This is a genomic window from Arthrobacter sp. Soil762 (genome assembly GCF_001428335.1).
Classification (GTDB): Bacteria; Actinomycetota; Actinomycetes; order Actinomycetales; family Micrococcaceae; genus Arthrobacter.
This window is the reverse complement of record NZ_LMSG01000001.1, coordinates 823,650-848,560: the sequence shown is the minus strand read 5'-3', so window position 1 is coordinate 848,560 and position 24,911 is coordinate 823,650. Positions and strand designations below refer to the sequence as shown.

24 protein-coding genes and 2 pseudogenes are annotated in these 24,911 nt (G+C 66.7%); 13 read left to right on the top strand and 13 right to left on the bottom strand.

Annotated features, from left to right (window positions below; all coding sequences use genetic code 11):
- Positions 1-8 precede the first annotated feature (8 nt).
- Positions 9-3,491, bottom strand: a complete 3,483-nt coding sequence (locus ASG77_RS03990) for a DEAD/DEAH box helicase (RefSeq protein ID WP_056341266.1) — start codon at positions 3,489-3,491, stop codon at positions 9-11.
- 192 nt (positions 3,492-3,683) lie between these two features.
- On the opposite strand from ASG77_RS03990, the gene ASG77_RS03985 reads away from it, so the two are divergent.
- Positions 3,684-4,535, top strand: a complete 852-nt coding sequence (locus tag ASG77_RS03985; protein WP_056341263.1) for a DMP19 family protein — start codon at positions 3,684-3,686, stop codon at positions 4,533-4,535.
- Positions 4,536-4,607: 72 nt separating this feature from the next.
- Here the strand turns inward: ASG77_RS03985 and ASG77_RS22820 are convergent, their stop codons facing one another.
- Positions 4,608-4,730 carry a hypothetical protein gene (locus ASG77_RS22820; protein WP_268760641.1) on the bottom strand — a complete coding sequence of 41 codons (123 nt, stop codon included), beginning with the start codon at positions 4,728-4,730 and terminating at the stop codon, positions 4,608-4,610.
- The gene (locus ASG77_RS03980; RefSeq protein WP_056341261.1) at positions 4,702-4,965 is read right to left on the bottom strand and encodes a hypothetical protein; all 264 of its coding nucleotides are present in this window, start codon (positions 4,963-4,965) and stop codon (positions 4,702-4,704) included. Before ASG77_RS03980 ends, ASG77_RS22820 begins: the two co-directional genes overlap by 29 nt.
- 154 nt (positions 4,966-5,119) lie before the next feature.
- Between ASG77_RS03980 and ASG77_RS03975 the strand changes: the two genes are divergently transcribed.
- From ASG77_RS03975 to ASG77_RS03965, 3 genes are all read left to right on the top strand, one after another.
- Complete coding sequence (locus ASG77_RS03975) at positions 5,120-5,755, top strand: hypothetical protein (protein WP_056341259.1); 636 nt, start codon at positions 5,120-5,122, stop codon at positions 5,753-5,755.
- Between the two features lie 155 nt (positions 5,756-5,910).
- A complete protein-coding gene (locus ASG77_RS03970) occupies positions 5,911-6,489 on the top strand; it encodes an RNA polymerase sigma factor (RefSeq protein WP_056341258.1) in 579 nt (192 codons plus the stop codon).
- Positions 6,482-7,297, top strand: a complete 816-nt coding sequence (locus ASG77_RS03965; RefSeq protein ID WP_056341257.1) for a hypothetical protein — start codon at positions 6,482-6,484, stop codon at positions 7,295-7,297. The genes ASG77_RS03970 and ASG77_RS03965 overlap by 8 nt, the downstream gene beginning before the upstream one ends.
- Positions 7,298-7,355: 58 nt before the next feature.
- On the opposite strand, the gene ASG77_RS03960 is transcribed toward ASG77_RS03965, so the two are convergent.
- Positions 7,356-7,883 (bottom strand): COG4315 family predicted lipoprotein, encoded by a 528-nt coding sequence (locus ASG77_RS03960; protein ID WP_056341256.1) that lies wholly within the window; start codon positions 7,881-7,883, stop codon positions 7,356-7,358.
- Between the two features lie 190 nt (positions 7,884-8,073).
- Between ASG77_RS03960 and ASG77_RS03955 the strand changes: the two genes are divergently transcribed.
- Both ASG77_RS03955 and ASG77_RS03950 read left to right on the top strand, forming a co-directional pair.
- Positions 8,074-8,574, top strand: a complete 501-nt coding sequence (locus tag ASG77_RS03955; RefSeq protein WP_056341255.1) for a sigma-70 family RNA polymerase sigma factor — start codon at positions 8,074-8,076, stop codon at positions 8,572-8,574.
- The gene (locus ASG77_RS03950; RefSeq protein ID WP_056341254.1) at positions 8,571-9,236 is read left to right on the top strand and encodes an anti-sigma factor family protein; all 666 of its coding nucleotides are present in this window, start codon (positions 8,571-8,573) and stop codon (positions 9,234-9,236) included. The genes ASG77_RS03955 and ASG77_RS03950 overlap by 4 nt, the downstream gene beginning before the upstream one ends.
- Positions 9,237-9,292: 56 nt before the next feature.
- Here ASG77_RS03950 and ASG77_RS03945 read toward each other — a convergent pair whose 3' ends face one another.
- Both ASG77_RS03945 and ASG77_RS03940 read right to left on the bottom strand, forming a co-directional pair.
- Positions 9,293-9,775: a type II toxin-antitoxin system RatA family toxin gene (locus ASG77_RS03945; protein WP_056341253.1), complete on the bottom strand. Its 483-nt coding sequence runs from the start codon at positions 9,773-9,775 to the stop codon at positions 9,293-9,295.
- 71 nt (positions 9,776-9,846) lie between these two features.
- Entirely contained in the window at positions 9,847-10,698 is an 852-nt protein-coding gene (locus ASG77_RS03940) for a DUF1206 domain-containing protein (protein WP_056341649.1), read from the bottom strand.
- A gap of 216 nt (positions 10,699-10,914) precedes the next feature.
- Here ASG77_RS03940 and ASG77_RS03935 point away from each other — a divergent pair, with 216 nt between their 5' ends.
- The gene (locus ASG77_RS03935; RefSeq protein ID WP_056341252.1) at positions 10,915-12,510 is read left to right on the top strand and encodes a hypothetical protein; all 1,596 of its coding nucleotides are present in this window, start codon (positions 10,915-10,917) and stop codon (positions 12,508-12,510) included.
- Between the two features lie 64 nt (positions 12,511-12,574).
- The gene (locus tag ASG77_RS03930; RefSeq protein WP_056341251.1) at positions 12,575-13,021 is read left to right on the top strand and encodes a hypothetical protein; all 447 of its coding nucleotides are present in this window, start codon (positions 12,575-12,577) and stop codon (positions 13,019-13,021) included.
- Positions 13,022-13,090: 69 nt separating this feature from the next.
- On the opposite strand, the gene trmB is transcribed toward ASG77_RS03930, so the two are convergent.
- Entirely contained in the window at positions 13,091-14,014 is a 924-nt protein-coding gene (trmB, locus tag ASG77_RS03925; RefSeq protein ID WP_056341244.1) for a tRNA (guanosine(46)-N7)-methyltransferase TrmB, read from the bottom strand.
- 116 nt (positions 14,015-14,130) lie between these two features.
- A complete protein-coding gene (locus ASG77_RS03920) occupies positions 14,131-14,526 on the bottom strand; it encodes a hypothetical protein (RefSeq protein WP_056341240.1) in 396 nt (131 codons plus the stop codon).
- Positions 14,527-14,650: 124 nt separating this feature from the next.
- Here ASG77_RS03920 and ASG77_RS03915 point away from each other — a divergent pair, with 124 nt between their 5' ends.
- Together ASG77_RS03915 and ASG77_RS03910 are read left to right on the top strand one after the other, a co-directional pair.
- Positions 14,651-15,991, top strand: coding sequence for an MFS transporter (locus ASG77_RS03915; RefSeq protein WP_056341238.1), 1,341 nt, complete (start codon positions 14,651-14,653; stop codon positions 15,989-15,991).
- A 1-nt stretch (position 15,992) separates the two neighbouring features.
- Positions 15,993-17,375: an MFS transporter gene (locus ASG77_RS03910; protein WP_056341237.1), complete on the top strand. Its 1,383-nt coding sequence runs from the start codon at positions 15,993-15,995 to the stop codon at positions 17,373-17,375.
- Between the two features lie 67 nt (positions 17,376-17,442).
- Here ASG77_RS03910 and ASG77_RS03905 read toward each other — a convergent pair whose 3' ends face one another.
- Positions 17,443-18,168 (bottom strand): SAM-dependent methyltransferase, encoded by a 726-nt coding sequence (locus ASG77_RS03905; RefSeq protein WP_056341235.1) that lies wholly within the window; start codon positions 18,166-18,168, stop codon positions 17,443-17,445.
- A gap of 324 nt (positions 18,169-18,492) precedes the next feature.
- Here ASG77_RS03905 and ASG77_RS03900 point away from each other — a divergent pair, with 324 nt between their 5' ends.
- Entirely contained in the window at positions 18,493-20,439 is a 1,947-nt protein-coding gene (locus ASG77_RS03900; RefSeq protein WP_056341233.1) for a DEAD/DEAH box helicase, read from the top strand.
- A gap of 97 nt (positions 20,440-20,536) precedes the next feature.
- On the opposite strand, the gene ASG77_RS03895 is transcribed toward ASG77_RS03900, so the two are convergent.
- From ASG77_RS03895 to ASG77_RS03885, 3 genes and pseudogenes are all read right to left on the bottom strand, one after another.
- On the bottom strand, positions 20,537-21,187 hold the full coding sequence (locus ASG77_RS03895; protein WP_056341231.1) for an MBL fold metallo-hydrolase: 651 nt from the start codon (positions 21,185-21,187) through the stop codon (positions 20,537-20,539).
- A 10-nt stretch (positions 21,188-21,197) separates the two neighbouring features.
- Positions 21,198-22,193 (bottom strand): aldo/keto reductase, encoded by a 996-nt coding sequence (locus ASG77_RS03890; RefSeq protein WP_056341229.1) that lies wholly within the window; start codon positions 22,191-22,193, stop codon positions 21,198-21,200.
- Between the two features lie 104 nt (positions 22,194-22,297).
- A pseudogene (locus ASG77_RS03885) lies at positions 22,298-22,918 on the bottom strand (nucleoside/nucleotide kinase family protein); the annotation flags it as partial.
- Between the two features lie 132 nt (positions 22,919-23,050).
- Here ASG77_RS03885 and ASG77_RS03880 point away from each other — a divergent pair.
- Positions 23,051-23,986 (top strand): ABC transporter ATP-binding protein, encoded by a 936-nt coding sequence (locus ASG77_RS03880; RefSeq protein ID WP_056341227.1) that lies wholly within the window; start codon positions 23,051-23,053, stop codon positions 23,984-23,986.
- The gene (locus ASG77_RS03875) at positions 23,983-24,771 is read left to right on the top strand and encodes an ABC transporter permease (protein ID WP_056341225.1); all 789 of its coding nucleotides are present in this window, start codon (positions 23,983-23,985) and stop codon (positions 24,769-24,771) included. Before ASG77_RS03880 ends, ASG77_RS03875 begins: the two co-directional genes overlap by 4 nt.
- On the opposite strand, the pseudogene ASG77_RS22425 reads toward ASG77_RS03875, so the two are convergent.
- Positions 24,749-24,871: pseudogene (locus tag ASG77_RS22425) on the bottom strand (QacE family quaternary ammonium compound efflux SMR transporter); the annotation flags it as partial. The gene ASG77_RS03875 and the pseudogene ASG77_RS22425 sit on opposite strands and share 23 nt — an antisense overlap.
- Positions 24,872-24,911: the final 40 nt, after the last annotated feature.

The window sequence follows — 24,911 nt, the reverse complement described above, 5'->3', positions numbered from 1 at the left end:
GACCGCGCTCAGTCCTTGAACAGGCCCGCGAGGTCCTCGGCCGTGATCGACCCGCTGGACAGGGCGTCGCCCTCCATCACATCCGCGAACAGCTGCGACTTCCGGGCTTTCAGGGCCATGACCTTTTCCTCGATCGTGTCCTTGGCCACCAGCCGGTAGACCATCACATTCCGGGCCTGCCCGATCCGGTGCGTCCGGTCCACGGCCTGCGCCTCGGACGCGGGGTTCCACCAGGGATCCAGCAGGAACACGTAGTCGGCCTCGGTCAGGTTCAGGCCAAAGCCGCCGGCCTTCAGCGAAATCAGGAACACCGGCGCGCTGCCGTTCTTGAATTCGTTGACGACGTCGGTTCGGTTCCGGGTGCCGCCGTCGAGATAGCAGAACTCGATCTTCTCCTCCACAAGCCGCTCGCGGACCTTGCCCAGGAACCCGGTGAACTGGCTGAAGATCAGCGCCCGGTGGCCCTCCGCAACCAGATCCTCCAGCTGCTCGAACAGCACGTCCAGCTTCGAAGACCGGACGCCGGACAGCGACGGATCGACCAGCGACGCGTCCAGGCTGAGCTGACGCAGCAGGGTCAGGGACTGGAAGATGGTGAACCGGTTCTTGTTCACGTCCTCGATCAGGCCCAGGATCTTCTGCCGTTCACGCTGCAGGTGTGTCTGGTAGACCTTCTGGTGGCGCGGGTTCAGCACCACCTCCAGGATCTGCTCCTGCTTCGGCGGCAGGTCCTGGATGACCTGGTCCTTGGTGCGGCGCATCATCAGCGGACGGACCCGACGGCGGAGCTTGTCCAGCTGCCCCTTGTCGCCGTTCTTTTCCACCGGCTTCTGGTAGTACTCGGCGAACCGTTTGGGGCTGGAGAACAGGCCCGGCGCCACGATGGACGTCAGCGCCCAGAACTCCATGAGGTTGTTCTCCAGCGGGGTGCCGGTGATGGCCAGCTTGAACGCCGCGGGCAGCTTCCGGGCGCACTGGTAGGCCTTGGACTGGTGGTTCTTCACAAACTGGGCTTCATCCAGCACCAGCCCGGCCCAGGTCTTGGAGGCATAGGAGTCATAGTCGATCCGGAACAGCGCGTAGGACGTGATCACGATGTCCGCTCCGGCGAGTTCAACGGCCGCGTCCTGGCTGTTTTTGGCGAACGTTTCGCTCACGATACGAACCGTGAGGCCGGGAGCGAAGCGTGCGGCTTCCGCCGCCCAGTTGCCCACTACGCTGGTGGGAGCCACCACCAAAAAGGGAGTCACGCCGTCGGGCGCTGCTACTGGGGCCGGCGCTGGAACGTCGGACGCAGGTGTTTCAGCACCCTCAGACACAGACGCAGCCTGCTCCTTCGCGGCGCACATCAGGGCGAGTGCCTGCACGGTCTTGCCCAGGCCCATGTCGTCGGCGAGGATCCCGCCGAGGCTGTGCCGGTACAGGAAGCTGAGCCAGTTGTAGCCCTCGAGCTGGTACGGCCGCAGCTCCGCATTGAGCGAGGGGGGCAGGGGCAGCCCGTTGATCCCGCCTTCGAGGAGCCCGCCCACGGCCTCACGCCAGGCGGCGGCCTGTTCATCGACAATGCCAAGCTGCGCGAGCTCGTCCCAGAGCCCGGCCTGGAAACGGCTGATCTGCAGCGGGGCATCCTTGTTGTCCTGCAGCGAGCGCGCCTCCTCGATCAGGGCGCGCAGCTGGTGCAGTTCCGGCAAATCCAGCGAGAAGTAGGCGCCGCTGGGCAGGAGCATCTTGGTCTGGCCCGCGGCCAGCGCGGAGAATACGGCGGCAAAAGAAACCGGCTGCCCCTCCAAAGAAATCTGGATGCCAAGGTCGAACCAGTCGCGCTGTTCGGTGGCCTTGGTGGAGATGGAGACCACGGGCGCTTCCTCGGCCTCGCGGTAGTCGGCGATGTCCCCGGCAGTGTCCACTGAAACGTCCGGGGCGTTCCGGAGCTCGGGCAGGACGTCCTCGGTGAAGGCCAGGGTGTCCAGGCCGTTCAGTTCGGCGGACGCGGACAGGCGCGGCGTGCCCCAGCCGCCTGTGGCCGATTCGCCCAGGGCCGGAACAACGTTCCACGGCTGGCCAATGCCCTCCAGGATGCGGGCCTCGGCGGTGTCGTCGCGGTAGCCGTGGTCGCCGGGGTGCCGCCACAGCGGTTGGGCCGTGACCAGGTTTCCGGACTTGTAGTGCCATTCCCAATGCAGCCGGACCCGGTGGTCCGCGCCGTAATTGGCCAGCAGGGAAAGGGTCGGGAGGGCCAGGGCGGGCAGGGCCACCGACTCGTCCGTCGCCGTGACCCGGGCTGCCTGCTTGAGCTTCGGGTAGAAGCCGGTGAGGAAGCGCGTCTCGTCCTTCGCCGGAATATGCAGGGTGCTGCCGGCCGTGACGAAGGTCAGCAGTTCCTCGCTCAGCCCGCTCTCCAGCGGGGCCAGCGTGATCACATTCTCCGCGGAAACGCCGGGCAAAGCCTCCCCGCCCGTGGTCAGGAAAATGCCGTGCGCGGGGCGGCCAATGGTCCCCACCGACGCCGGATCAACGTCTTCCCCCTCAACGGTGATGGTGGGTGCGAGCTCCAGCCCGCCGTCGTCGGCCCCTGTGCCGGGAGCGACCTCCGGAGCCGCAGCGTCCCCACTCACCGGCGAGCCGTAACGGCTCAAATTAAGCCCGACGGCGGCGGGAGACTCAGCGAGCCGCACCGGCTCAGTGCCGCGGCTGTGAACCAGGGCGAGGCCGATCTTTTTGGCGTCGGTGAGCAGGCTCCACATGTTCTTGCCGGCGAACGTGTTCAGCCCCAGCCACAGCGCGGAGGAGTTGTGAACCCGGTTGGCGGCGGCAGTGTGCGCGGCCAGGAACGCCTGCATCCATTCGATGTGCGCCTCGTTGCATTCGCGGCGGAAGTTCAGGTAGCTCAGGGTGTTCCAGGAGACATCGCCGCGGATCCACTTGCCCTTGGCGCCCATGATCACGGGTCGGGCCTTAAGCTGGCGCACGCTGCGGAGCGGGTCGCGGCGGCCTGTGTAGGAGAAGTGCGGCGCCGGCTCCTCGATCTCGAACTGGAGGGCCAGCGGGATGCCGCTGATGGACTGCGTGATGCCGGGCTGCGAAATGAGCGGGCTCAGTGCCTGCTCCCAGTCGGCCAGGTCCAGGTTGGCGGGCTGGCGGGAAAGCCGGGAAACTTCAGCCGGGGCCAGGAGCTGGACGCGGATGGCAGGGTTGTCCTCGGCGGCGAACAGCAGCGCGGCCACATGCTTGCAGTCCTTGCGGACGGGGCAGCTGCAGACACCCACGGTGCAGCTCCAGCCGCCCGATTTCCGCACCAGCTTGGCCGTGGTGGAGTAAGGGACGTCGGCACCTCCCCGGACCTTGCCCAGCATCAGCCCGGTGGCGGCGTCGAACGACATTCCGGAAACCCGGCTTCCCATGGCATACGCCAACCCGGCCGCGAGGGAGCGGTCGTTAATGGCGGGGGTCTGTATTGCCAGTGCCGCACTCTCGTCCGGTTGGGATGGCATGGTGCGCGCTACTTTCAGCTGGCCACGGGGGTGCCGTGTCCGATCGGAGGTTATCTGCTTCATCTTAGTTCGCCCGGCGGGAGCCTGAAACTTCGCCTGACGTTCACTTCCGCCTCAACACGGCGCCGCCCCCGCCGAAGTAGCGTGAAAGTGTCCTGAGCAGCACCGAAGCATTCAGCAGTGAGGAATCCCATGACCATGAGCCAGAACCCTGTCGTCCTGACCAAGGCCAGCATCGATGCAGGCAGCGAGGAGGTCGTAGATGCCAACGTTCATGTGGTGAACGCCATGTACGGGAAACTGCTCGACGCCGGCGAGATCGCGCCCGCGGCCCTCGGCAGCTACTACGTTGACTTCTACGTCACGCAGTCCTTGGAGGGCGGCTTCGCCCAGTACGTGTTCACCGCGGACCGCGACGAAGTGGACCCGCTCATCCGCGAGGGCCTCGCAGGGATGGGCGCAACGGCCCACCTGGAACTCTTCAACCGGACCGTTGCGGCGTTTGATGCCCTGTCCGAAGAGGACGAAGAGCGCTACCTCGACGGCGACCTGGACACCGAGGAAGAGTCCACCGACGCCGTGCGCACCATCGAAGAGCTCGACGGCGAGTTCGAGGAGCTGTTCGAAACCGAAAACATCACCGCCCTCAACGCCGCCTGGCTCCTGTCCCAGGAGGGCCTGCTGGTACTCGACGACGAGGAGCTCGACGCCTACATTGAGCGTCAGGTGGCGCTCATCCCCAACCTGGAGGAGCGCCAGGCCGCGGCCGACGAGGAAGCGCTGGAGGACGCCCCGGATTTTGAGGTCATCATCCGCGAACTGTGCGACATCGCCGGCTACACGCTGCAGAAGATCACCATGGGTGACCCCAACTACATGCACGACGGCGAGAAGACGCTGGCCTGGCACTTCACCACGGACCACGGCGACTTCATCATGGTCGAGGACGACGAAGAGGCGTTCATGATCAACCCGGAGACCCAGGAAATCGTCGCCGCCGTTGAGTTCGAGGAAGCGGACGACGACGAGATGATCGACGCGTAGGACCCCTCACCACGGTCCCGGGCCGGGTTCGTCGGAAGTTTCCGGCGACCCGGCCCTCCGTCGTTCCAGCTGTTAGGTGTTCTGGTCCAGCGCTTTGGCGAGGATTTTCAGCAGTTCCTCATCCACCTGGTCCACAGAGGTGAGCCGGACGCGGCGGCCGAAGGGATCATCGGCCCGGGCCTTCAGGGCTTCCAAGCGCCCTCCAGCCGAACAGCTCCCAGGAGACGGCGTACTGCGCATAGCCTGTGACGCCGTGCTCGTCGCGCATCCAGTGGCGGAGCTCAGCGTCGTTCCTTAGGCCCGCGGTGCGTGCCTGCCCGGCCCAGTAGGCGACATCGTGCCCGGTCTTTCGCAGGAGCAGGGCTTTGTTGCTGTCCACCATGGTCTGCCAGGTCTTGGCCGTTTTCTGGTGTTCGGGAGTGATCGCCATGCTTCGATGCAAGTGCGGTCCATGGGCCGGGGGCCGGGCCCTGGAAAGAAAATTGGGAGGCGCCGTAACTTTCCCGGTCTGGCCAGCGATGAAGGGGGTGAAGGGTTCCTCACGGAGCCGGATCTGAATTGTTCCCTAGGTTTTGGAGTGTCACATGTCGTTGTTCACTGTTCTCGCCACCAGCAAAATCGCCGCCGGAGTTCTCGCCGCGGGCACCCTGGCCGTCGGTGGAACCGGCGTCGCAGCTGTTTCCGGCGCCCTCCCGGCCGACGCACAGCAGACCGCCCACGAACTGCTCGGCGCCCCGGCCCCGAAGCTGGCAGCTGACGCCACCGAGTCCGCCTCCGCAAACGCTTCCGGCGATGCAGCAGTGACCGGCGAAGCAGCAGTCTCCGGCGATAAGGTCGCAGCCGAGGCCAACGCCTCCGCCGCCGCCGGCACCGCAGTGGACGCCGCTGGTGCCGCAGCCTTTGGCCTCTGCACCGCTTTCACCAACGGTGGACTGAACGCGTCGTCCGAGGGCTTCTCGTCGCTGGTCATCGCAGCTGAGGGTGAAACCAACGTTGACGCCTTCTGCGCCGATGTTGTTGCTAAGGGTGCCGGTTCCGCTGACGCCGACGCTTCCGGCGAGGGTTCCGCCGCCGTAACGGCTGAGCGCCCCGAGCTGCCCGCTGTTCCCGCCGTGCCGGCAGTTCCGGGTGTCGACGGCGAGCCTGCCGTTCCCGCCGTTCCTGCTGTTCCCGCCGTGCCGGGCGACGTTGTAGACGTTCCCGCCGTTTCGGGCCGCTAGGACCTGCTCAGCTAGTGTGGACTGCGGGAACCGGCTCCGGACGGACCGGATTCCCGCAGTCCACATGGCAGCCAGATAGCTGACCGACCGCAGCTGACCGACAGCAGCGGAGCACGCCGCGCCGAATACCGGGATGAGCGACTACGCTGCCCGGGATGAAGGAGCCACTGGTGCTAGACACTTTGGCCGAAGAAGACATAGATACATTTGCAGACACAGCCGGTGCTGATCCGGCTGTGCTCTTCGGCGCTGTCTATCGAACCTTGTCCGGAGCGGTCCTGGGTTACCTCAAGGCCCGTGGCGTGGATGATCCCGAGGCTGTCACCCAGGATGTGTTCCTGGCGTTTTTTCCCAAGATTGGTGAGCTGACCGGCGGCCTCCAGGGCGCCAAGTCGTTGGTATTCTCCATCGCCCACGCCCGGATGGTGGATTACTACCGGCGGGTTGAACGCAGGCCGGACTTCACTCCGTACGACCCCCTGCAGGACGGGCGCAGCACGGCGTCCGCGGAGGACCACGCCTTGGGCCACGACGGCGGCGCGGCCCACTTGCTGGCAGGCCTGACCGATGAACACCGCCAGGTCCTGGCACTGCGGGTGGTGGCCGACCTCTCCATCGAACAGGTGGCCGGCATCATGGGCAAGTCCCAGGGTGCCATCAAGCAGCTCCAACGCAGGGCGCTGCAGAACCTCAAGGACCAGACTCTTAGAAGAAACCAGGCAGATCATGAGTGACACCGCAGGCTCACGCAACGGTTCCCGCGAGGACGCGTCTGTTGACCGGTTGCTGCTGGAGGCAGGGCTGCACGACGACGGCGGCCTCCGCCCCGTGCTGCTGGAGCTCCGGGCGCTCGCAGCCGAGCGGCCGGTACCTTCCGATGCGGTTGCCGCGCTTATGAGGCCTGCCGTGACACAGACTCCTACCGTGACACACACTGCTGTCCCGACGCCTGCGCCGAGCCGCACGGCAGCCACCCGTCACCTGGCGGTTGCGGCATCCCCTCAATCAGAGCCCACCGTAGCCCCCGCCGAGGCAACCGGCCAGCTCACGACCGCCACCGACGACCTCGCCGCCCGCCGTCGTGCCAAGCGCAGAATCACCCTCACTACATTGTCCGTGGCCGTCTCGCTGGCGGCCGGCGGCGCCGTTGCCGTGGCCTCCGACCAGGGGATCCGGGATTCCATCGGCCAGGTCAACCACGCAGTAACATCCTTCGTGTCCACCGTTGGCGGCGGGCCTGCCCCCGCGCCGGTGGAGACCCCGGCTCCGGGACCGGGCCAGCCCGCCGTCCCTGCCGTAGGACCCACCGGGACGGCTGACACTGTGCCGGTTCCGGCCGTACCGGGATCCGGTTCCAGCCAGGCCACGCAGCCCGCTCCGGCCCCATTAGGTTCAGCGCCGGCAGTGCCCCTGCCGGACCTTCCCCTCCCCGAAAATGTCACACCGGGTATGCCGGGTGGGCCGCTGAATGGCGAGGGACAGCCCCCCGCTCTGCCCCTGCCGGCCACGCCTCCAGTCCCGCTGCCCGGCCTCCATCCTTAGGCGGTCAATCCGTAGGCGCCTGAACTTTGACTAGCTGAACTGTCAGTAGCCTGAACTGTCAGTAGCCTGACGCCGCTGTCCGGATCATTTCCCCGGCCGGCGTGGCCAGGTACCAGACGTTGTTGACGCCCTGCCCCAGGACGTCGCCGGGATTCTTGTCCTGCGCGAAGTAGTACAGCGGCAGTCCATTCAGGGTCAATTGCTTGGCCCCGTCCGGCGTCGTGATTGTTCCGAGTGTGCCGGTGACGCCTTCGGCGGCAGGCTTGGCTGCGATGGTGAGGACCGGTGGCCACGCGGTCAGGCACGCTCCGGTGCAGGCGCTGGTGCCGGAATCCTTCACGTCCTTGGTGAAGAAATAGACGCTCATGCCCGCGGCATCCACCACGATGTTGCCGGCGCTGGAGGATGCTGTCTTGAGGTCGACGGCGGCCGCTGCGGTGGGGGAGCCGGCGGTCGGGGCGGCGGACGTGGCCGCCGGGCTGGTGGCCGCCGGAGTGGTTGTGGTGGTTCCGGGGCTGCCGCCGCAGCCGGAAAGTGCGGCTATGAGAGCCGCTGCGGCAAGACCTGTGCACAAATGCTGTTTCATGGGATGCTCCTCGGCTGGGGCCCGGCGTAGGTCACCGGACGCTAACCGGTACGACGCACCAAGGTGAAGAATGGTTCAAAGTGAACCGTTTGCCGTCCGCCGACGTTATATCGCATGAGTGCACGGACCCTCAGGGTCGTTGTAGTCGCGCATTTGTAACCGCAGACCGGATCAGGGACAGGAGGGCCGCATGCCGCTGGACGAGGACGTGGTGGCCGCGATCTACCGCGAACACGGCTCCGCCCTGCGCCGTTTTGTGCTCAGCGCGTCCCGGGACCCGCAGCTGGCCGAGGACGTGGTCCAAGAGACCGTGCTGCGCGTCTGGCAGCAGGCCCCGAACATCACCGGAAGCCTGCGCAGCTACCTGTTCCGTACAGCGCGGAACATCATGATCGACAACTACCGCAAAGCCCAAAGGCGCCCGGCCGAAGTGATGGAACGCGAACTCGCCGATCCCGCCGAAGCCGTGGAACGCGTGGATGAACTCCTGAACCGTGTGCTGATGGAGGAGGCGCTGCTGCGGCTCAGTACCGAACACCGCGATGTCCTCGTGGCCCTCCACTACCGCCGTTTCACCGTCAACGAGGCCGCCGTGCAGCTGAACATCCCCAGCGGAACCGTGAAGTCCCGGGCCTATTACGCCGTCAGGGCGTTGCGGACCATCCTCGATGAGATGGGGGTGGAGCGGTGAACGCCGCTGAGCTGCACCAGCTGCTGGGCGCCTACGTGCTCGGCGGGCTTGACCCCGCGGATTCGCAACGTTTCGAAGCCCACCTCGAGGACTGCGCGGACTGCCGGACCGAACTCGCCGAGCTTGAAAGCCTGCCGGCCCTGCTGGATGCGGTTCCCGTCCCGGACGCGGTGGCGCTCACCGGGAGCGCCCGCCCCGGGGTGGCCCCCGAGCCAGCCAGCTCCGTGCCGCGCAGGGTCCTCGATGAACTGGCCACCCGGCGTCGTAAATTACGACGGCGGTGGGCGGCCGTGGTGGGCGCCGTCGCCGCGGCGTCCCTCGCCTTGGGGGTGGCCGCGGCCCCGCTGCTGAGCCGGCCGCCGGAGCCGGACGCCAGCTACTCGGTGCAGTCCGGCAATGGCCTGCAGTTCAGCATCGACCTTGCCCGGAAAACCTGGGGCACCGAGCTGGCAGTGAACGGCAGCAAACTGCCGCTGGACGGAACCCTCTCGCTCTGGATCCGGGACCGCGACGGCGGCGAAGACCGGGCGTGCGCCTGGACCGCCACGCCCAGCGGGAGAGTGAAGGTCATGGGCGCCACGCCCCTACAGCTGGCCAGCATCGCCAGCCTGGAACTGCGGGACGAAACCCAGCGCGCCGTTGCTGTGATTACGGTGCCCTGATCCCATTGCCGGGGATCACGGTGCTGTGATCACGGGGTTTGATCACGTTGGTTTGATCACGGTGCTTGGCGGGCGCGGAACTCGGCCACCAGGGCCGGATCCTCGCAGGCCCGGGCAAACGCGTCGATCCTCGTAGTGATCTCACGGCCCAAAAGCCAGGCGCCCAACCGCTCCGCCGCCGGCCGCAACCAGGCCGGGCGGCACGAAAAGGTGTACTTCCAGACCGCGCGGGTGCCGCCGTCGTCTGCGGTGAAACGCCAGCCGCCACCGAACTTCCCGAAAAACCACGGTCCGGACACCATGGTCATACCCACGTTCCTGGGTGGCGAATAGGAAACGTATTCGCTCACCATCACCAGGCCCAGGCGGGACACGGTCCGTGTCCGGACGCCCTTTCCGGCGGACGTTGCGCCGTTCAGGAAACCTTGGGCCGAGATGAACGGGTCCCATTTGAGCCGGAACGCGCCGGTGGTCTGGGAGAGGGCAAAGACTGTCTCCGGATCGAGGCGGATGAGTCGTTCGGCGCGTACCTGGGGCATGGACCCACCCTAACCGGAGGCCGGTATTCCGGGTGGGCGGGTAGACCGGGCCCCGGAGATGGCGCCCCACCCTACATTTTGGCCAGGCGAGCCCGCACCACCATGAACACGCCGTAGCAGATGAGGCCGGCGCCCACTGCGGCCAGCAGGTACACGCCGAAGGGCTGTTCGCGCAGGGCCCTGAGTCCACCGTCCAGGCCCGTGGATTCATCCGGATGGGCCTGCAGGGTGGCAATGGTGATGAGCATCCCGGTCAGCAGCAGGACTATGCCCTTGGCGACGTAGCCGGCCACGCCCAAGGCTGAGACGGCCGTCCGGGCAGAGCTGGAAACGGGCATTGTGAGGTGTTTCTCGAAGGTCTTCTTGATTCCGCGGATGCCGTAGATGATCCCGGTGATGGCAACGCCCAGTCCCACGAGGACCAGCAGCGCTATGCCGCCGGGGGCTTTCATGACGGCGACGGTGAGGTCGCTCGCTGATTGCTGGTTGTCGCCTCCGGACCCTGTGCCCATGGCGAAGCTGGCCAGGGTCACGGCGAGCCCGGCAAACACCACGGTCTGCGCTGCCGCTTTGGCCTTCTTGCCGACTTTGTCCTTAGTGGGCAGCCGGTTGTAATCGAAGACGGCATCGCTGGCCTGCCAGATGGCCAGTGCCGCGCAGGCGGCAAAGCTTGCCCACAGGAGGAACGGGCCGGCTGGCTGGCTGGCCAGTTCCGAAACAGCCCCGCTGAAGTCAGCATTCCCCGAACCGCCCATGGCGAGGCGGATGGCTATGGCGCCCACCAGAAAGTGCAGTAGGCCGCTTACCGCGAAACCCACCCTCGCCAGCAACTCCAGTGCGCGTGAGTTGGTGACGTCCTCCGCCGCGTCTGCGGCGTCCCTGAGTTCTCTTTTGATGGCGCTTCCTTCGGGCCAGCGCCGCAGGGGCGCAGATTTGCGTGCCCCCCCAGCACAACCCCATCGTGCCACGCGAAGCCGGCCGCGAACAGTACCAATTCTTGTGCACCGCGGACCGACAATAACTGCGTGTGCGTTGGTGTGCCCGGCGATGGGGAGTGTTCCCCATCGCGGGAGAATTGCCACCATGCGACGATATGTCCAGCGATAGAACTAACTCTTAATACTCTCCGGGGGAGACACATGACTTTTTACGGCGCGGACGTCAGCCAGCTGCGGGAGCTGGCGAGGGCCGTTGACAAGGCGGCCGCGCTGCTCTCCAGCCGGGCCAGCTCCCTGCAGGGCCAGATCCAGTCCGCGCCATGGAAGGGTGCCGACGGCGAGCTGTTCCGGCAGGACTGGTCCGGCAACCACCGCCCCAGCCTGGAGCGGGTGGCATCCAGCCTCCGCCACAACTCCAAGCTGCTCCTGCAGCACGCAAACGAACAGGAACAGTCCTCTGCCGCGACCGGCGGCGGCGGCAGCAGTGGCGGTGGCGGGACCAGCGTCCTGGACAAAATCAAGGACCTGGGCAGCCGCGCCCAGAACTGGCTGGAGGAACAGGTAGCGAAGGCCGCAGCGGCTGATGCCCACCGCCAGGATCTGAAACAGGGTATGGATGACATGCTCAAGGCCAGCCCGGAAGAGCAAGCCAAGTGGTGGGCCAGCCTGTCCGAGGCGGACAGAAAATACCTGATCGAAGGCGAAGACGGGAACGGCCCGTTCGCCGAGGACCTCATGAGGATGGACGGCGGGATTCCCCAGTCCGCCCAGGATCAGGCGAGCGCCCACCTCCGGGAACTCGCCAAGACCGAAACTCCCGTATACACGGAGACCGGCAAGGCCTCCCTTGATGCCCGGGTTGCCTGGTTCCACGCCGGCACGGAGGTAGGCACCGTCGTCGTAGAGAATGCAGACGGTTCGGCCACCATGAAGGTCTACGGGAACGTGGGTGTAGGGGTGAACGACACCACCGGCACGGCCGGGGTCACGCTGAACGGAGAGGCCTCGCGCGAGTACAAATTCGGCAGCCTGGAGGAGGCCATGGCCGCCCGCAACCAGATTTATACGGATCTCCCGCCGGACAGCGTCGGTGAGATCAAGGAAGTGGCGGGCAACCCGCCCGGCTACATCCTGGACACCATCAACGATGCTGCGGACGGCAACGGCTCCACCGGCCACGACGACAAAGCCAAGGGAACGCTCTCCCTCGAAGCCAAAGGTGAATCCGGCCCGGCGTCGGGCTCGGCGAAGCTGGATCTTGCCTACGAGCGGAACCTGACGGACGGCACGGCCACCGCCAGCGCCGAGGTGTCGGCCCAGGGCAAGCTGGACCTTGACGGCAGGGTGTTCGAGGCCTCGGGCAAGGGCGGCCTGGAAGTGAACCTGGATAAGAACGGCAACATGGAATCGGTCGCCGTATCCATGGAGGGCACGGTTGCGGGGGGCGCCAGCGCGGGTGCCGACCTCCAGGGCGCAAAGGCTGAGTCCAGCGTGACCGCGGGCACTCAGGGCACCGTGAAGATCAATGTTGAGTACTCGCCGGAGAACGCGCCTGTGATCGATAGCTACCTGCGCAATATGGCGTTGGGAGACACGGTTGCGGCGGGCCACGACGCCGCCAGGCTCTACGCGGCAGGTTCCGCCACGGTCCAGGTGAACAGTGTGGTGACAGCATCCAACGAGTTCGGCGTTGACCTCAAGGCCGGCGAGGTGGAGGTCAAAACCGAGAACAAGGCAACCACCAACGTGTCCACGTACTATAAGGTCCCGAACGACACCAAGCTCGAGAAGCTCTGACGTCCCCGTGCCGGATCCGCACGTGCCAGCCAGCCCAGCCAAGACTTACCGCTAAGGAGCAACCATGTCAGTTCATATCGAGTCCCCGCTGGGATTCACGGCAGACTTCCCCGAGCACACCCAGGTTCTGGAGGACTCCGCCGCCGGGCCAAACACCGAGCAGTATGGCCTGCTGGGCGGTGTCCTGGTGACGGTCATCAAGGACGACACCTCCGTGACCGGCGCCGCGCAGGCTAACGGCTGGGCACACCTGATGTCAGGCTTCTACCTTGAAGACCGGGCCGGGAGCATCCTCACCGAAGGCGAACTGAACGTACCCGGTAAGTCCTCGTACGCCGTCGTGGTTGGATACACGGATCCGGCAGGCGAGGCGAGGGTCGCGGCCACTGTGGGTGTTTGGGAGAACAACCGCTTCATCGGTGTTGTGGTGATCTGGCCGTACGTGAACCCGGAGATCGAGCCGCGGCTGGGGATGCTCAAGGAGATCGTCGCCTCCATCAGCGTGAACTGACCCCAACTAAGTAGCCTTTATGGCCCTGGCGTCCCGCAAGGGCCATAAAGGCTACTTACATTTCAAGGCTCAGCGGCGGCGGTAGCAGAGGTCGAAGATCAGCCGGCCTGCTTCGTGCGCCTTCGCCTCGAAACTCGTGCGGATCCGGCCTTCGAAGCGTGGCGCCCAGCCGCCCGTTTCATCAACACCCTCGTTGGGGCCTGTATGCGCGGTGCTCACCGGCGCCCGGCCTTCGCGGACGGGGGCGCCGCCCACCAGGGTTTCGACGCCGGATTGCCACACCTGGGTGAGCGGACTTTCCGGGCCGTGGCGCTCGCCGGTGTGGAGGTTTTCGAAGTCCGGCGAGTCCGCCAGCACGTCTCGGACGTGGACAGCGTAGTTGGACCAGTCGGTGGCGACCCGCCACAGGCCGCCCTTGGTGAGCGCCCGTGCTGCCAGTTCGGCGAATTCCGGCTGGATGAGGCGGCGTTTGTGGTGCCGTGACTTGTGCCAGGGATCGGGGAAGAACACCCACAGCTCGCTGACAGATCCTGCCGGCAGCATGGTGGCGAGGACCTCGGGCGCGTTGGCTTCCACCACCCGGACGTTGTTCAGCCCGCGGCTGTTGATCTTGATGATGGTGTTGGCCAGCCCCGGGGTATAGACCTCGACCGCCAGGAAGTCCGTGTCCGGGTTTTCCTCGGCGGCGTGGCAGATGGCATCGCCCAGCCCCGAACCGATTTCCACGATCAGCGGTGCCTTGCGGCCGAACTCGGCCTCAGCGTCGAAGCTGTAGTCCGGGTGGACTGACGTGTTCGCAATGTGCCGGGGCACGTCCAGCGCCCACCGGTCCGAATGCTCTTCCCATGCCGTCTGGCGGCGCCCCTGGAGGCGGGTTCCGCGGCGCACAAAGCTCACCGGCCTGCCGCCGTAAGTGCCGAAAGACGCCTGGGTACCGGGCGTTACCGGGCGCGGGACATGCGGAGGCTGGGGGGATTCTGGGGATTCGCTCATCCCTTCCAGAATACCCGGGGCCCACGCCCACGGCTTGGGCACTCACCTGAGCCTCGAACGGGACGCGATGGTACGCGAAAATGGTCGCCCTGCGAGGTCGGAAAGGAAATGAAATCTCAGAAGAGGATCATAAAGTCCCCGTCCCTAAGCACGAGCACCATGCCCACGGCAACCTCGGCCGCCGATATCCACAACGCAGCCACACCAGCCCGCCAACCGTTTGACCGACGCACAAATACGCGGAGCGAAACAATGCCGAGCGTCACTGCGAGCAGGCCAAACAGCGCCGGATAGCTCCACAGCACCAACGGTGCGACCCAGTCCAGCCGGCCAGGCCCCTCCGAAGGCCTCGTAAAGAAGGCCGCCAATAGGCTGAAGGGCACAGTCAGAAACATGCTCGCCGGGGCGATGAGGCTGAAAGCGAGGCTGGCTGTGCCCTCGCCACTGCCATGGGCCTTCTGCGAGGCCGGTGCGGACGCAATGGACTGATCGTGCAATGGTGCAAGGCTCATGGCTTCTCCCGAATGTTATGGCTGGGTACCGCATGCTGATCCCACGGTAGGGTCGCTCCAGGTGGGCAACCAGCCCTTTTCTGGTCTATGTGGATAACTCCGCGTGGCAACGAAGCCTGACAGAATGGGTCCCGTGACCCGTGCTGACAACGTTGACGTGCCTGGACTGCTGATCGACGCCGAAATCGACGACATCCCCCCGGCGGCCCCGACGCGCCTTCCGGGCCAGTCGGGCGGCGGACCGGAGAGCCCGCAGGGCAGCCGGCGTTCGCTCGTGTACCTGGGCCTCTGCCTGGTGCTTATCGGGCTGAACCTCCGCACGGTTTTCTCCAGTTTCGCTGCGGTTCTTCCGGAGATCACGTCCGACGCCGGCCTGCCGGGCTGGGCCGTCGTGGTGCTCACCACCGTGCCCGTGACGCTCCTGGGTGTCTTCGCGCCGCTGGCCCCTGTCCTGGCCCGTCGGTTCGGCGCCGAACGCGTCCTGCTCGGTGCCATGGCCGTACTCACCGCGGGGCTGCTGCTGCGGCCCGCGGACATCGGCGGCCTGGTGCCCGGTGCCGGCCACCTCCCTGCCTTGCTGGCGGGAACTGCTGCCTGCGGTGCTGCCATCGCCCTGTGCAACGTGTTGCTGCCAGGGCTGGTGAAGCGCGATTTCCCGCACCGGCTGGGCCTCATGGGCGGCCTGTACACCACGGCCATCTGCGCCTCGGCCGCCCTCGGAGCCGGCTTCACCTACCCCGTCTTCACGGCGACGGGGGAGTGGACCTCGGCGCTGTGGTTCTGGGCCGTTCCTGCCGCCGTCGTACTTTTGCTGTTCCTTCCGGTGGCACTGCGCCAGCACCCCGTCCGGCACCAGGCCGCCAACCTTGGCGTCAATGTGTGGCGTTCGGCGGTGGCGTGGCAGGTGACCATCTTTATGGTGCTGCAGGCCATGATGTCCTTCAGCGTCTTTGCCTGGCTGGCACCGATCCTGCGCGAACGCGGCGTGGACGGCGCAACGGCAGGCCTGATGGTCTCTGTTTCGATCGTGCTCCAGATGATGGGCTCGTTGTTCGCCCCGGCGCTGGCGGCGAGGTTCCGTGACCAGCGGGCCATCAACGTGGTAGTGGCGCTCATGACCGGCGGCGGGTTCGCGTTGAGCATCTTCGGGCCCCTGGAACTCATCTGGGTGTGGACCGGGCTGCTGGGCCTGGGCCAGGGAAGCCTCACCGCGGTGGCCCTGACCATGATCATGCTGCGGACCCGGGACGGGCACACGGCGGCGCACCTGTCCGGGATGATGCAGGGCGTGGGCTACGGGCTGGGTTCCACCGGCACGCTGATGGTGGGCCAGCTGCACCAGGCCACGGGATCGTTCACGGCCGCCGGGGTGCTGTTCCTGGTGGTCGGGTCGCTGGCCGCGGTGTTCGGTTACCGCGCGGGCCGGAACCGCCACATCGGCGACTCCAGCCGATCGGGCCATTAGCGTGCAGGATCCCGCCCTGCCGGCCACGCATTCCGCCACCACAGCCGGGATCCTGCAGCGACCGTACCTGTGGGTGACCATCGGCGCATGTGCCCTGGTGTTCCTCGCGGCCTTCGAATCGCTCGCCGTGACCACCATCATGCCTGTCGTCAGCCGCGAGCTCGACGGCGCCAGCCTGTATGCGCTGGCCTTCGCCGGGCCGCTGGCCACCGGCGTGATCGGGATGGTGGCGGCCGGAAACTGGTCGGACCGCCGCGGCCCAACAGTCCCGCTGTACGCCTCCGTGGCGTTGTTCGTGCTGGGCCTGATCATCGCGGGAACGGCCGTGTCCATGCCCATGCTGGTTACCGGCCGCCTGGTGCAGGGGCTCGGCGGCGGAGCGCTGACGGTTGCGCTCTACGTGGTGGTGGCCCGCGTCTACCCGGCCGTCCTGCACCCCGGGATCTTCGCTGCCTTCTCCGCGGCGTGGGTGATCCCGTCGCTGGTGGGCCCGTTCGCGGCAGGCATTGTGGCGGAGGTCCTGAGCTGGCACTGGGTGTTCCTGGGTGTGGTGGGGCTGGTGGTACCGGCTGTGGTGATGATTTTTCCGGTGCTCCGCGGCATCGACCGGCCGTCCGAGCAGGCCGCAGTCCCGCCCTGGGCGCTGGGCCGCCTGGCCTGGGCGGCGCTCGCCGCGCTCGCTGTGCTGGGGCTGAACCTCTCCGCCGGAGTCAATATCGCGGGCGTTCCCGCAGCCCCGACACTCGTGGCCGCGGCCGCCGTCGTGATTGCCCTCGTGGCCGTGCGGCCCCTGGTTCCCCGTGGAACGCTGCTCGCGCGCCGCGGCCTGCCCAGCGTGATCCTGACCCGCGGCCTGGCGTCTGCAGCATTCTTCGGTGCCGAGGTCTACCTGCCGTACCTGCTGATCGAGGAGTACCAGTTCCCGCCGACGTTCGCCGGCCTGGCACTCACCGGAGGCGCGTTGTCGTGGGCAGCCGCGGCCGCCATTCAGGGCCGCCTCGGCACCCGGCTGCAGCACCGGGCGGCGGTGCGCATCGGCTCAGCGCTGGTGCTGGGCGCCATTCTCCTCACGTTGGCGACGTCGGCGCTCCACTGGCCGGCCGCCGTCGCGATTGCCGGCTGGCTCTTCGCCGGCGGCGGCATGGGGCTGCTGTATCCGCGGCTCAGCGTGATGACGCTCGCCATGTCCACCAAGGAAAACGAAGGCTTCAACAGCTCGGCGATGTCCATTTCGGACTCGCTGGGCGGGGCGCTGGCGCTCGCCGCCACGGGCATCGTGTTCGCGGCGTTTACGACGACGGCGGAATCGTTCGCGGGGGTCTTCGCACTGACAGCGGTGGTGGCCGTCGCCGCGGTTGCGGTGGCGCCGCGGGTTTCCCGCTGACCCCCGGCGTTTTTGTCCAGATAATCCGAGTTGCGCGCCCGGGAAGGCGCTTTATCTGGACAAAAACTCAAGCCAGCCGGGTGGCGCGGAGTACGGTGTCGCCGATGATGGCTTCCTCGCCGTCCGGACCCGAAGCCGTCCGCTCCCGCGTGGTGTTGACCTCCAGCTGCCAGTCCGGCGAGTCCAGGCGGAGCTCCGCCACGAGCTGCGCCGGGGTGTAGAACATCTCCGGTCTGGTGTCGTTTCCCCACGGCGGCAGGTGGTCCGGATGATGGCCCACGATCAGCAGCGTGCCACCCGGTTTGACCGCCGCAGCCGCTGTCCGCAGCGGACCCTGCCACGCCAGGTGCGGCGAATGCAAGAACTGGGAAGACACCAGATCGAAGGTGGCCGCAGGCTGCCACTCCTCCAGATCACACTTTTCCCAGTGGATGCGGCTGGGAATTTCACCGGCTCCCTGCGCGTGCACACTCTCGCGGTCCAGGGCCGACTTTTCGTGGGTTGCTGCCCGTTCCAGAGCGACGGCGGAAACGTCGACGGCGGTGACGGTCCAGCCCTGCTGGGCGAGCCAGATGGCGTCGGCACCTTCGCCGCAGCCCAGATCCAGAGCCTTCCCCGGCTTCAGTCCAGCGCCTTCGCGGACCAGTTGCGGGTTGGGTTTCCCGCTCCAGAATTTCGGCTTGCTCCGGTAGCTTTCGTCCCACGCCTCGGCGGCACTGCGCTGCGGTGCATCCCCCAGCCGGGTGTCGCCGTCGTCCGTTGTGTGGTGGTGGTCCGCACCCTGTTCAGTCATGCCTCAAGCCTGCGCCTGCCGGGCTTTGAAGGCAACGCCGCAGCCTCTGAGCGACGTACTTGAAAGAGGCCCAGGCGCGGGGATGGTATGCTTATGGGACTTGATGTGCAGTGATGCCCGCTCGTCCCTTGATTTGGGAAGCGGGTTTTTTCATGTGAGAGGCACATCCTGCGTCGATGAACGCGTTCCATTTGGTCCCAGCCGCCGCCCAGAATTGGGCAGCAGCACGGTTGATCACCTGACTTTTCTTCGGCGAAACCCTTGAGCCAACCGGCATCGGGGGCCGATATCCGTACGGATACCGCCTGAAAGACCATGAAATATATGACTACTTTTGCTGCCCTCGGCACGCCCAAAGAACTTGCCGACACCCTCACCGCACAGGGAATTGTTGAGCCGTTCCCCATCCAGGTCAAGACCCTCCCGGACACCCTGGCCGGACGCGACGTCCTGGGCCGCGGCCGCACCGGCTCCGGCAAGACCATCGCTTTCGCCATCCCGCTTGTAGCACGACTCGCTGAGCGGGAAGCCAAGCACTTCCGCAAGCCCGGCCGCCCCATGGGCCTGGTCCTCGCACCGACCCGTGAACTGGCCACCCAGATCAACGCCACCATCGAGCCGATGGCCAAGGCCATGGGCCTGACCACCACCGTGATCTACGGCGGCATCTCCCAGGCCCGCCAGGAAAAGGCACTGCGCGCCGGCGTCGACATCGTCATCGCCTGCCCGGGCCGCCTGGAGGACCTGATCCGCCAGCGCATCCTGACCCTCGAAGGCGTCGAGATCACCGTACTGGACGAGGCCGACCACATGGCCGACCTCGGCTTCCTCCCGGTGGTCAAGAAGCTCATGGACATGACCCCCAGCCAGGGCCAGCGCCTGCTGTTCTCCGCAACCCTGGACAACGGCGTGGACAAGATCGTCCAGCGCTACCTGTCCAACCCGCTCACGCACGCTGTGGACGAATCACAGGCCGCCGTGACCACCATGGAGCACCACGTGCTGGTGGTCAACGACCAGACCGTCAAGAAGCAGCTGATCGTGGAGCTCGCCTCCGGCGCCGGCCGCCGCGTGCTCTTCATGCGGACCAAGCACCACGCCCGCAAGCTGGCCAAGACCCTGACCGACGCCGGGATCCCCGCCGTCGATCTGCACGGCAACCTCTCGCAGAACGCCCGTGACCGCAACCTGGCCGAGTTTTCCTCCGGTGACGTCCGCGTCCTGGTGGCCACAGACGTCGCAGCCCGCGGCGTCCACGTGGACGACGTCGAACTGGTGATCCACGTGGATCCGCCCACAGAGCACAAGGCATACCTCCACCGCTCAGGCCGTACGGCCCGCGCAGGTTCGGACGGCACCGTTGTCACGCTGACCCTCCCGGAGCAGCAGTCCGACGTCAAGAAGCTGATGAAGGCTGCCGGCGTCGAGGTCAACTTCGAGCGCGTCACCGCCAACTCCCCGCTGGTTGCCGAACTCGTGGGCGAAATGGCCGACAAGATCGATCCGCGCACGCGCGCCGCTCTTCTCGCCAAGAAGTCCGCACAGCAGGGTGGCGGCACCTCCACGGGTGCCAACGCCGAGCGCAAGCGCGCACGCCGCAGCCAGGAAGGCCCCACCGCCGGTGGCCGTGGCGGCCGTGGTGGACGTGGACGCGTCTCCGCTGAGCCGACCCGCTCCGATCTTCCGCGCGCCGAGCGTCGCGCTGTTGCCTACGAAGGCCGCACGGAGGCACGGGCAGCATTTGACCGTGTAGCCGAGCAGAACGAGGACCGCGCCATTGCAGCAGCTGCTGCTCGCCGCAATTCCCGCGGCCACGGCGCCACAGGCTCCACGCACCGCAACGACGTCCCCGCAGCAGGTGGCCGTGCAGCGGCTGGCCGCGGTTCAGACGGCCGTTCTGCTGAAGGCCGCACGGATTCACGCGTTACCCGCAGCGATGCTCCCCGCGGCGGCACGGGCCGCCCGGCTACCTCCGGCGGACAGCGCGGCGGACGTCCGGCAACGGGCCAGCGCGCAGCCGGGGCCCGCACCGCAGGCGCCGGTGCAGGTGCCCGCACGGGTGGATCCGGCCAGCGCGCCGGAGCCTCCACAGGTAACTCGGGCAACGGCGGCAACGGCGGCAATGCCGGCAACAAGGCTGTTTGGTCCTCCAACACCGGCGGCACGTCCGGTGGCTCGTACGCCGGTAACGGTGGTGGCAGTGGCCGTCCGGCACGCAGCGGTCCCCGCCGCGCGTCGGCTCCGGCCTCGAACGAACGCCGCAGCCGCTAGCCAGCACGCTCCTTAACCGCCATCGAGTGCTCCGTAACCGCCGTTTAGAAGGTTCATAACGGCAGTTACGGAGCACTCGATTGGTTGTTAACCGGGTTCACCAGCCGCGGGCGCGCCACTCCTCAAGGTGCGGGCGTTCCGCACCCAGGGTGGTGGGGCTGCCATGGCCGGGGTGCACCACGGTGTCATCCGGGTAGGCCTCGAACAACCGCGCGGTGACGTCGTCCAGCAGCGACGTGAACCGCGCCGGATCATTCTGCGTGTTGCCCACGCCGCCCGGGAACAATGAATCCCCACTGAAAATGTGGGCAGGCCCTTCGGGGTCCTGGTACACAAACGCGATGGATCCCGGGGTGTGGCCGCGCAGGTGCACGGCGGTGAGCCCGAAGCCGTCCACGGCGCAGGTGTCCCCATGCTCCAGGGCTCGGTCCACGGGTACTGGCAGCGCCGCGGCGTCGTCCTTTCCGGCAACGGTTGGGGCGCCGGTCGCTTCCACCAACGCCGGCAGTGCGCGGACGTGGTCCCAATGCTGGTGCGTCGTTGCAATCTGCGCCAGTTTGGTTGTGGCCGCGGTATCCGCAGCGGCGTCCTGCAGCATCGCCTGGATGGCCGGAAGGTCGTCTGCGGCATCAATCAGCAGCTGTTCGCCGCTGGCCTTCGCGGTCAGCAGGTACACGTTGTTGTTCATCTCGCTGACGGAGATGCTGCGGATGGTGATGTCGCGTAGGTCTTGAATGAGCGTGTCCATGGGCTTCAGTCTATTCACGGCCCTGGGACACCCACTTGGGGTCCGCCGAGCGGGAGCCGACGACGGCGTCCGCAGCCTGGTCCAGCGACTCCAGTTGCGCCGGGGTCAGGTCCAGGGACAGTGCGCCCAGGTTTTCGTCGATCCGGTACGTCTTGCGCGTGCCGGGGATGGGGACCACGGCCAGTCCCCGCCGTTTGCCCTGCTCCAGCAGCCACGCGAGTGCAACCTGGGCGGGCGTAGCGGACAGCTCGGCCGCGACCGATCGCACGGCCGCCACGACTCCCTGGTTCGCGTCAAAGGCGTCCGCGGCGAACCGCGGGATCCGGCGTCGGAAGTCGTTGGCTCCCAGGCTGGAAGCGTCCACCGTGCCGGTGAGGAATCCCCGGCCCAGTGGCGAATACGGCACAAAGCCCACGCCCAGGCTGGCCGCGGCCGGAACTACGTTGCGTTCCACGTCGCGGCTCCAGATGGACCATTCGCTTTGGACCGCGGCGATGGGGTGCACGGAGTGGGCTTCGGCCAGCTCCTGCGCGGTCACCTCTGACAGGCCAAGGTGTTTGACCTTGCCCTGCTGCACCAGCCCCGCCATGGCCTCCACGGTTTCCACAATCGGAACGCGGAGGTCACGGCGGTGCATGTAGTAGAGGTCGATCACGTCCGTGCCAAGCCGCTTTAGGCTGGCGTCGACGGCCTGCCGGACGTAGGCGGCATCTCCCCGGACATCCGTGTAGCCATCAGCCGGCGAGCCCACCAGGGAAAACTTGGTGGCGAGCTGCACTTCACCCCGCCGGTCCTTGAGCAGCTGCGCGATGAGTTGCTCGTTGCTGCCTCCGCCGTAGATGTCCGCGGTGTCAATGAAGCTGACGCCGGCATCCACCGCATGGTGCAGGGTTTTGAGGGCCTCCTGCGGGTCAACTTCGCCGTAGACCGGGGTGAGGGCCATGCCGCCGAAGCCGAGGGGGCTGACGTTGAGGCCGTCGCCGAGGTGTACCAATGGTGCAATCATGAGTGCTCTCCAGTCGTTTGTGGGCTCTCGTCCCAGCCAAGAACCCCGGCCCTTGCCCGAGTATTCCTAGGAAGTGTCCTGGATTCCTGGCCGGTGTCCTGGCCCCACGGGATGATCCGGTCGGCGTCCTGGCGCGTGGCCTCGATCACCACGGCGTTGGCCTCATCCGGGCCCAACGCCCAGGCTTCCGCCGCTGTCCGCTCCATGCCGAATTCCACGTGCCGGTCCACCAGCCGTCCCAGCCGCAGCGCGGGCGGCGTGTCCATGAACCACACCTCGTCCAGCTGTGCCCGGACCTCTTTCCATTCGGGTGTCTCCGCCAGCAGATAATTTCCCTCGGTGATCACCAGCGGCACGGAGGCCGGGACCGCGATCGACGCAGCCACCGGTTCGTCCAAAGTCCGCCGGAACTCGGGCGCGTACACCACTGCCTCATCCCGACGCACGAGCCGCTGCAACAGCGAGAGGTACCCGCCGACGTCGAACGTGTCCATTGCGCCCTTGCGCTGCCGCAGCGGTGTGCCCTCGATGATCGCGTTGCCCAGGTGGAAGCCATCCATCGGCACCACCACGGCAAGGTCCGGGCCGAATTCCTGCTGCAGCCGGGCCGCAAAGGTGGACTTGCCGGAGCCGGGTGCGCCGGTGATGCCCAGGAGTGTGCGCCGGCCGCTATCGAGCCTGTGCCGCAGGGCGTCGAGTGCCTGCTGTACTTCGGGGGAGTCCATGGCAAAAGCCTAAACCGGAGGCCGGTTCTGCCCGGCGTCAAGTCACAAGAAGCACCTTTAATCAACCGTCTTTAGTGATACTTTCAACGGGGCCATAGGGGATGCGCCTGCGTGTACGGAAGGAACTGTCCATTGGGGTTAGCATCTGAGGCCGTTTCAGGGATTTCCTTCGCGGGGGTCACCAAGGCATACGCCGGGCGGAACGTGGTGGACTCCGTCAGCTTTGACTGCCCGCGGGGATCCATCACCGGATTCCTCGGGCCGAACGGAGCGGGCAAATCAACCACGCTGCGCGTTGCGGCCGGCCTGACCCGCGCTGACGCCGGCGAAGTCCTTTTCAACGGACACCGGCGCCAGGACCTGGAAAACCCGGGACGCACCATCGGCTTCGTCCTGGACCCCACGGCATTGCACCCGGGCCGCTCGCTGCAGGAGACCCTGAAGCTGAACGCAATGCTGCTGGGCGCGCCGCGCTCCGCCGTCGAAAATGCCCTCAGCGTTGCGGGCCTCGAGTCAGTGCGGAGAAAGCGGGTGGGCTCGCTGTCTCTGGGGATGCGACAGCGACTGGTCCTCGGCATGGCCCTGCTCACCGGACCCCAGTTCCTGGTCATGGATGAGCCCACCAACGGACTCGACGCCGATGGTGCGCTTTGGGTCCGGAACTTCCTGAAGCATTTCAGCGCCCAGGGCGGCACCGTTCTGCTCTCCAGCCACCTTCTCCGCGACATGCAGGCAGTGGCGGACCACATTGTCATGATCGACCGCGGGCGGATCGTCGCCACCGGCACCGCCGCAGAGTTCAGCGTCAGCTCCAGGACCAAGGCCGCCGTCGTCGAACCGGAGCGCCTCACGGAAGTCTGCAGGACGCGTGGGTGGGGCTTTGACCTTTCCGGGCGGGAATTTCTGGTTGACGCCACGCCCGAGGACATTGGCCGGGCATGCCTTGAGTACGGGGTGGTGCTGACGCATCTGTCCAACATCACGGAGTCAGCGCTCGAGGAGAAATTCCTTGCCTTGACGTCCGGGGAATTCAGCAGCCGCAACAACACTCTGGAGCAGATCCGATGAGCCAGCACACCCTCCAGCAAACGCCCGTCCGGAACGGGAGGGACCGGCAAGTCGGGTTTGCGCGCCTGGTTGCCTTCGAAGTCCGCAAGCTGGTCGACACCCGCAGTTCGCTGGCGATCTTCGCAGTGCTCGCTGTCATTGCCGTGGCGCTGGTGGTTGGGCTGGCAGTTGTCGGATCCGGGCAAGGCACCCCCGTCACCTTCGCCAGCCTGGCCGGGAGCATCGGGCTTTTCACGGCGCTGGCGATGCCGCTCATCGGCATCCTGGGGATGACGTCCGACACTGCGTACCGGACAACGCTGGTCTACTACCCGCTGCTGCGGGGCAGGACCGCGCAGTTCTGGGCCAAGGTCCTCGCGGCCGCCGTCCTGGCCCTTGCCCTCCAGGTTTTTGTGTTCCTGCTGTCCGCTGTTGTGGCTGCCGCCCTGGCCGGTGCCGTTGCCGGACCAGGTGCCGCTGGTGCATTCGACGGTGTAGGGCAGGAACTGGCAACCGGCCTGGCCTCCTGCGTGCTGAGCACCATGTTCGGCGTGGCCCTCGCCGCGGCGATCCGCCGGACCGCGCTGGCAATCGTCGCCGTCATCCTGGTCAGCCTTGTGGGCAACGGACTCATCCTCACCCTCCTGCCGGATGCCAGCGGCTACTTCAGCACCATTACGGCGCTGGGTGCGCTGATCGGTGGACCGGATGCACCCACGGCGCTGGAAGTGGCGTCGTCCCTAACCCTCTGGTACCTGATTCCCCTCGGCATCGGCTGGTGGATTACGGAGAAGAGCGAGGCGTAGCGTTCGCGGATTTCCCAGCCGGCAGGGATTTCAACCGCGCCGCGCAGCCCACCATCCCGGCGATGAACAGCACCTTCAGGACACTGAAGGGTTCGACGCCGGCGAGGTCCGGGCCGAATTCCTGCTGCAGCCGGGCCGCA

Coding starts and splice junctions, on each gene's coding strand:
- ASG77_RS03905 (WP_056341235.1), bottom strand. CDS start 18,168: ATGACTGAACAGGGTGCGGACCACCACCACACAACGGACGACGGCGAC.
- ASG77_RS03895 (WP_056341231.1), bottom strand. CDS start 21,187: ATGGACACGCTCATTCAAGACCTACGCGACATCACCATCCGCAGCATC.
- ASG77_RS03980 (WP_056341261.1), bottom strand. CDS start 4,965: ATGGCGATCACTCCCGAACACCAGAAAACGGCCAAGACCTGGCAGACC.
- trmB (WP_056341244.1), bottom strand. CDS start 14,014: ATGAGCGAATCCCCAGAATCCCCCCAGCCTCCGCATGTCCCGCGCCCG.
- ASG77_RS03975 (WP_056341259.1), top strand. CDS start 5,120: ATGTCGTTGTTCACTGTTCTCGCCACCAGCAAAATCGCCGCCGGAGTT.
- ASG77_RS03935 (WP_056341252.1), top strand. CDS start 10,915: ATGACTTTTTACGGCGCGGACGTCAGCCAGCTGCGGGAGCTGGCGAGG.
- ASG77_RS03985 (WP_056341263.1), top strand. CDS start 3,684: ATGACCATGAGCCAGAACCCTGTCGTCCTGACCAAGGCCAGCATCGAT.
- ASG77_RS03920 (WP_056341240.1), bottom strand. CDS start 14,526: ATGAGCCTTGCACCATTGCACGATCAGTCCATTGCGTCCGCACCGGCC.
- ASG77_RS03875 (WP_056341225.1), top strand. CDS start 23,983: ATGAGCCAGCACACCCTCCAGCAAACGCCCGTCCGGAACGGGAGGGAC.
- ASG77_RS03960 (WP_056341256.1), bottom strand. CDS start 7,883: ATGAAACAGCATTTGTGCACAGGTCTTGCCGCAGCGGCTCTCATAGCC.
- ASG77_RS03955 (WP_056341255.1), top strand. CDS start 8,074: ATGCCGCTGGACGAGGACGTGGTGGCCGCGATCTACCGCGAACACGGC.
- ASG77_RS03915 (WP_056341238.1), top strand. CDS start 14,651: ATGGGTCCCGTGACCCGTGCTGACAACGTTGACGTGCCTGGACTGCTG.
- ASG77_RS03930 (WP_056341251.1), top strand. CDS start 12,575: ATGTCAGTTCATATCGAGTCCCCGCTGGGATTCACGGCAGACTTCCCC.
- ASG77_RS03945 (WP_056341253.1), bottom strand. CDS start 9,775: ATGCCCCAGGTACGCGCCGAACGACTCATCCGCCTCGATCCGGAGACA.
- ASG77_RS03990 (WP_056341266.1), bottom strand. CDS start 3,491: ATGCCATCCCAACCGGACGAGAGTGCGGCACTGGCAATACAGACCCCC.
- ASG77_RS03900 (WP_056341233.1), top strand. CDS start 18,493: ATGACTACTTTTGCTGCCCTCGGCACGCCCAAAGAACTTGCCGACACC.
- ASG77_RS03965 (WP_056341257.1), top strand. CDS start 6,482: ATGAGTGACACCGCAGGCTCACGCAACGGTTCCCGCGAGGACGCGTCT.
- ASG77_RS03970 (WP_056341258.1), top strand. CDS start 5,911: ATGAAGGAGCCACTGGTGCTAGACACTTTGGCCGAAGAAGACATAGAT.
- ASG77_RS03890 (WP_056341229.1), bottom strand. CDS start 22,193: ATGATTGCACCATTGGTACACCTCGGCGACGGCCTCAACGTCAGCCCC.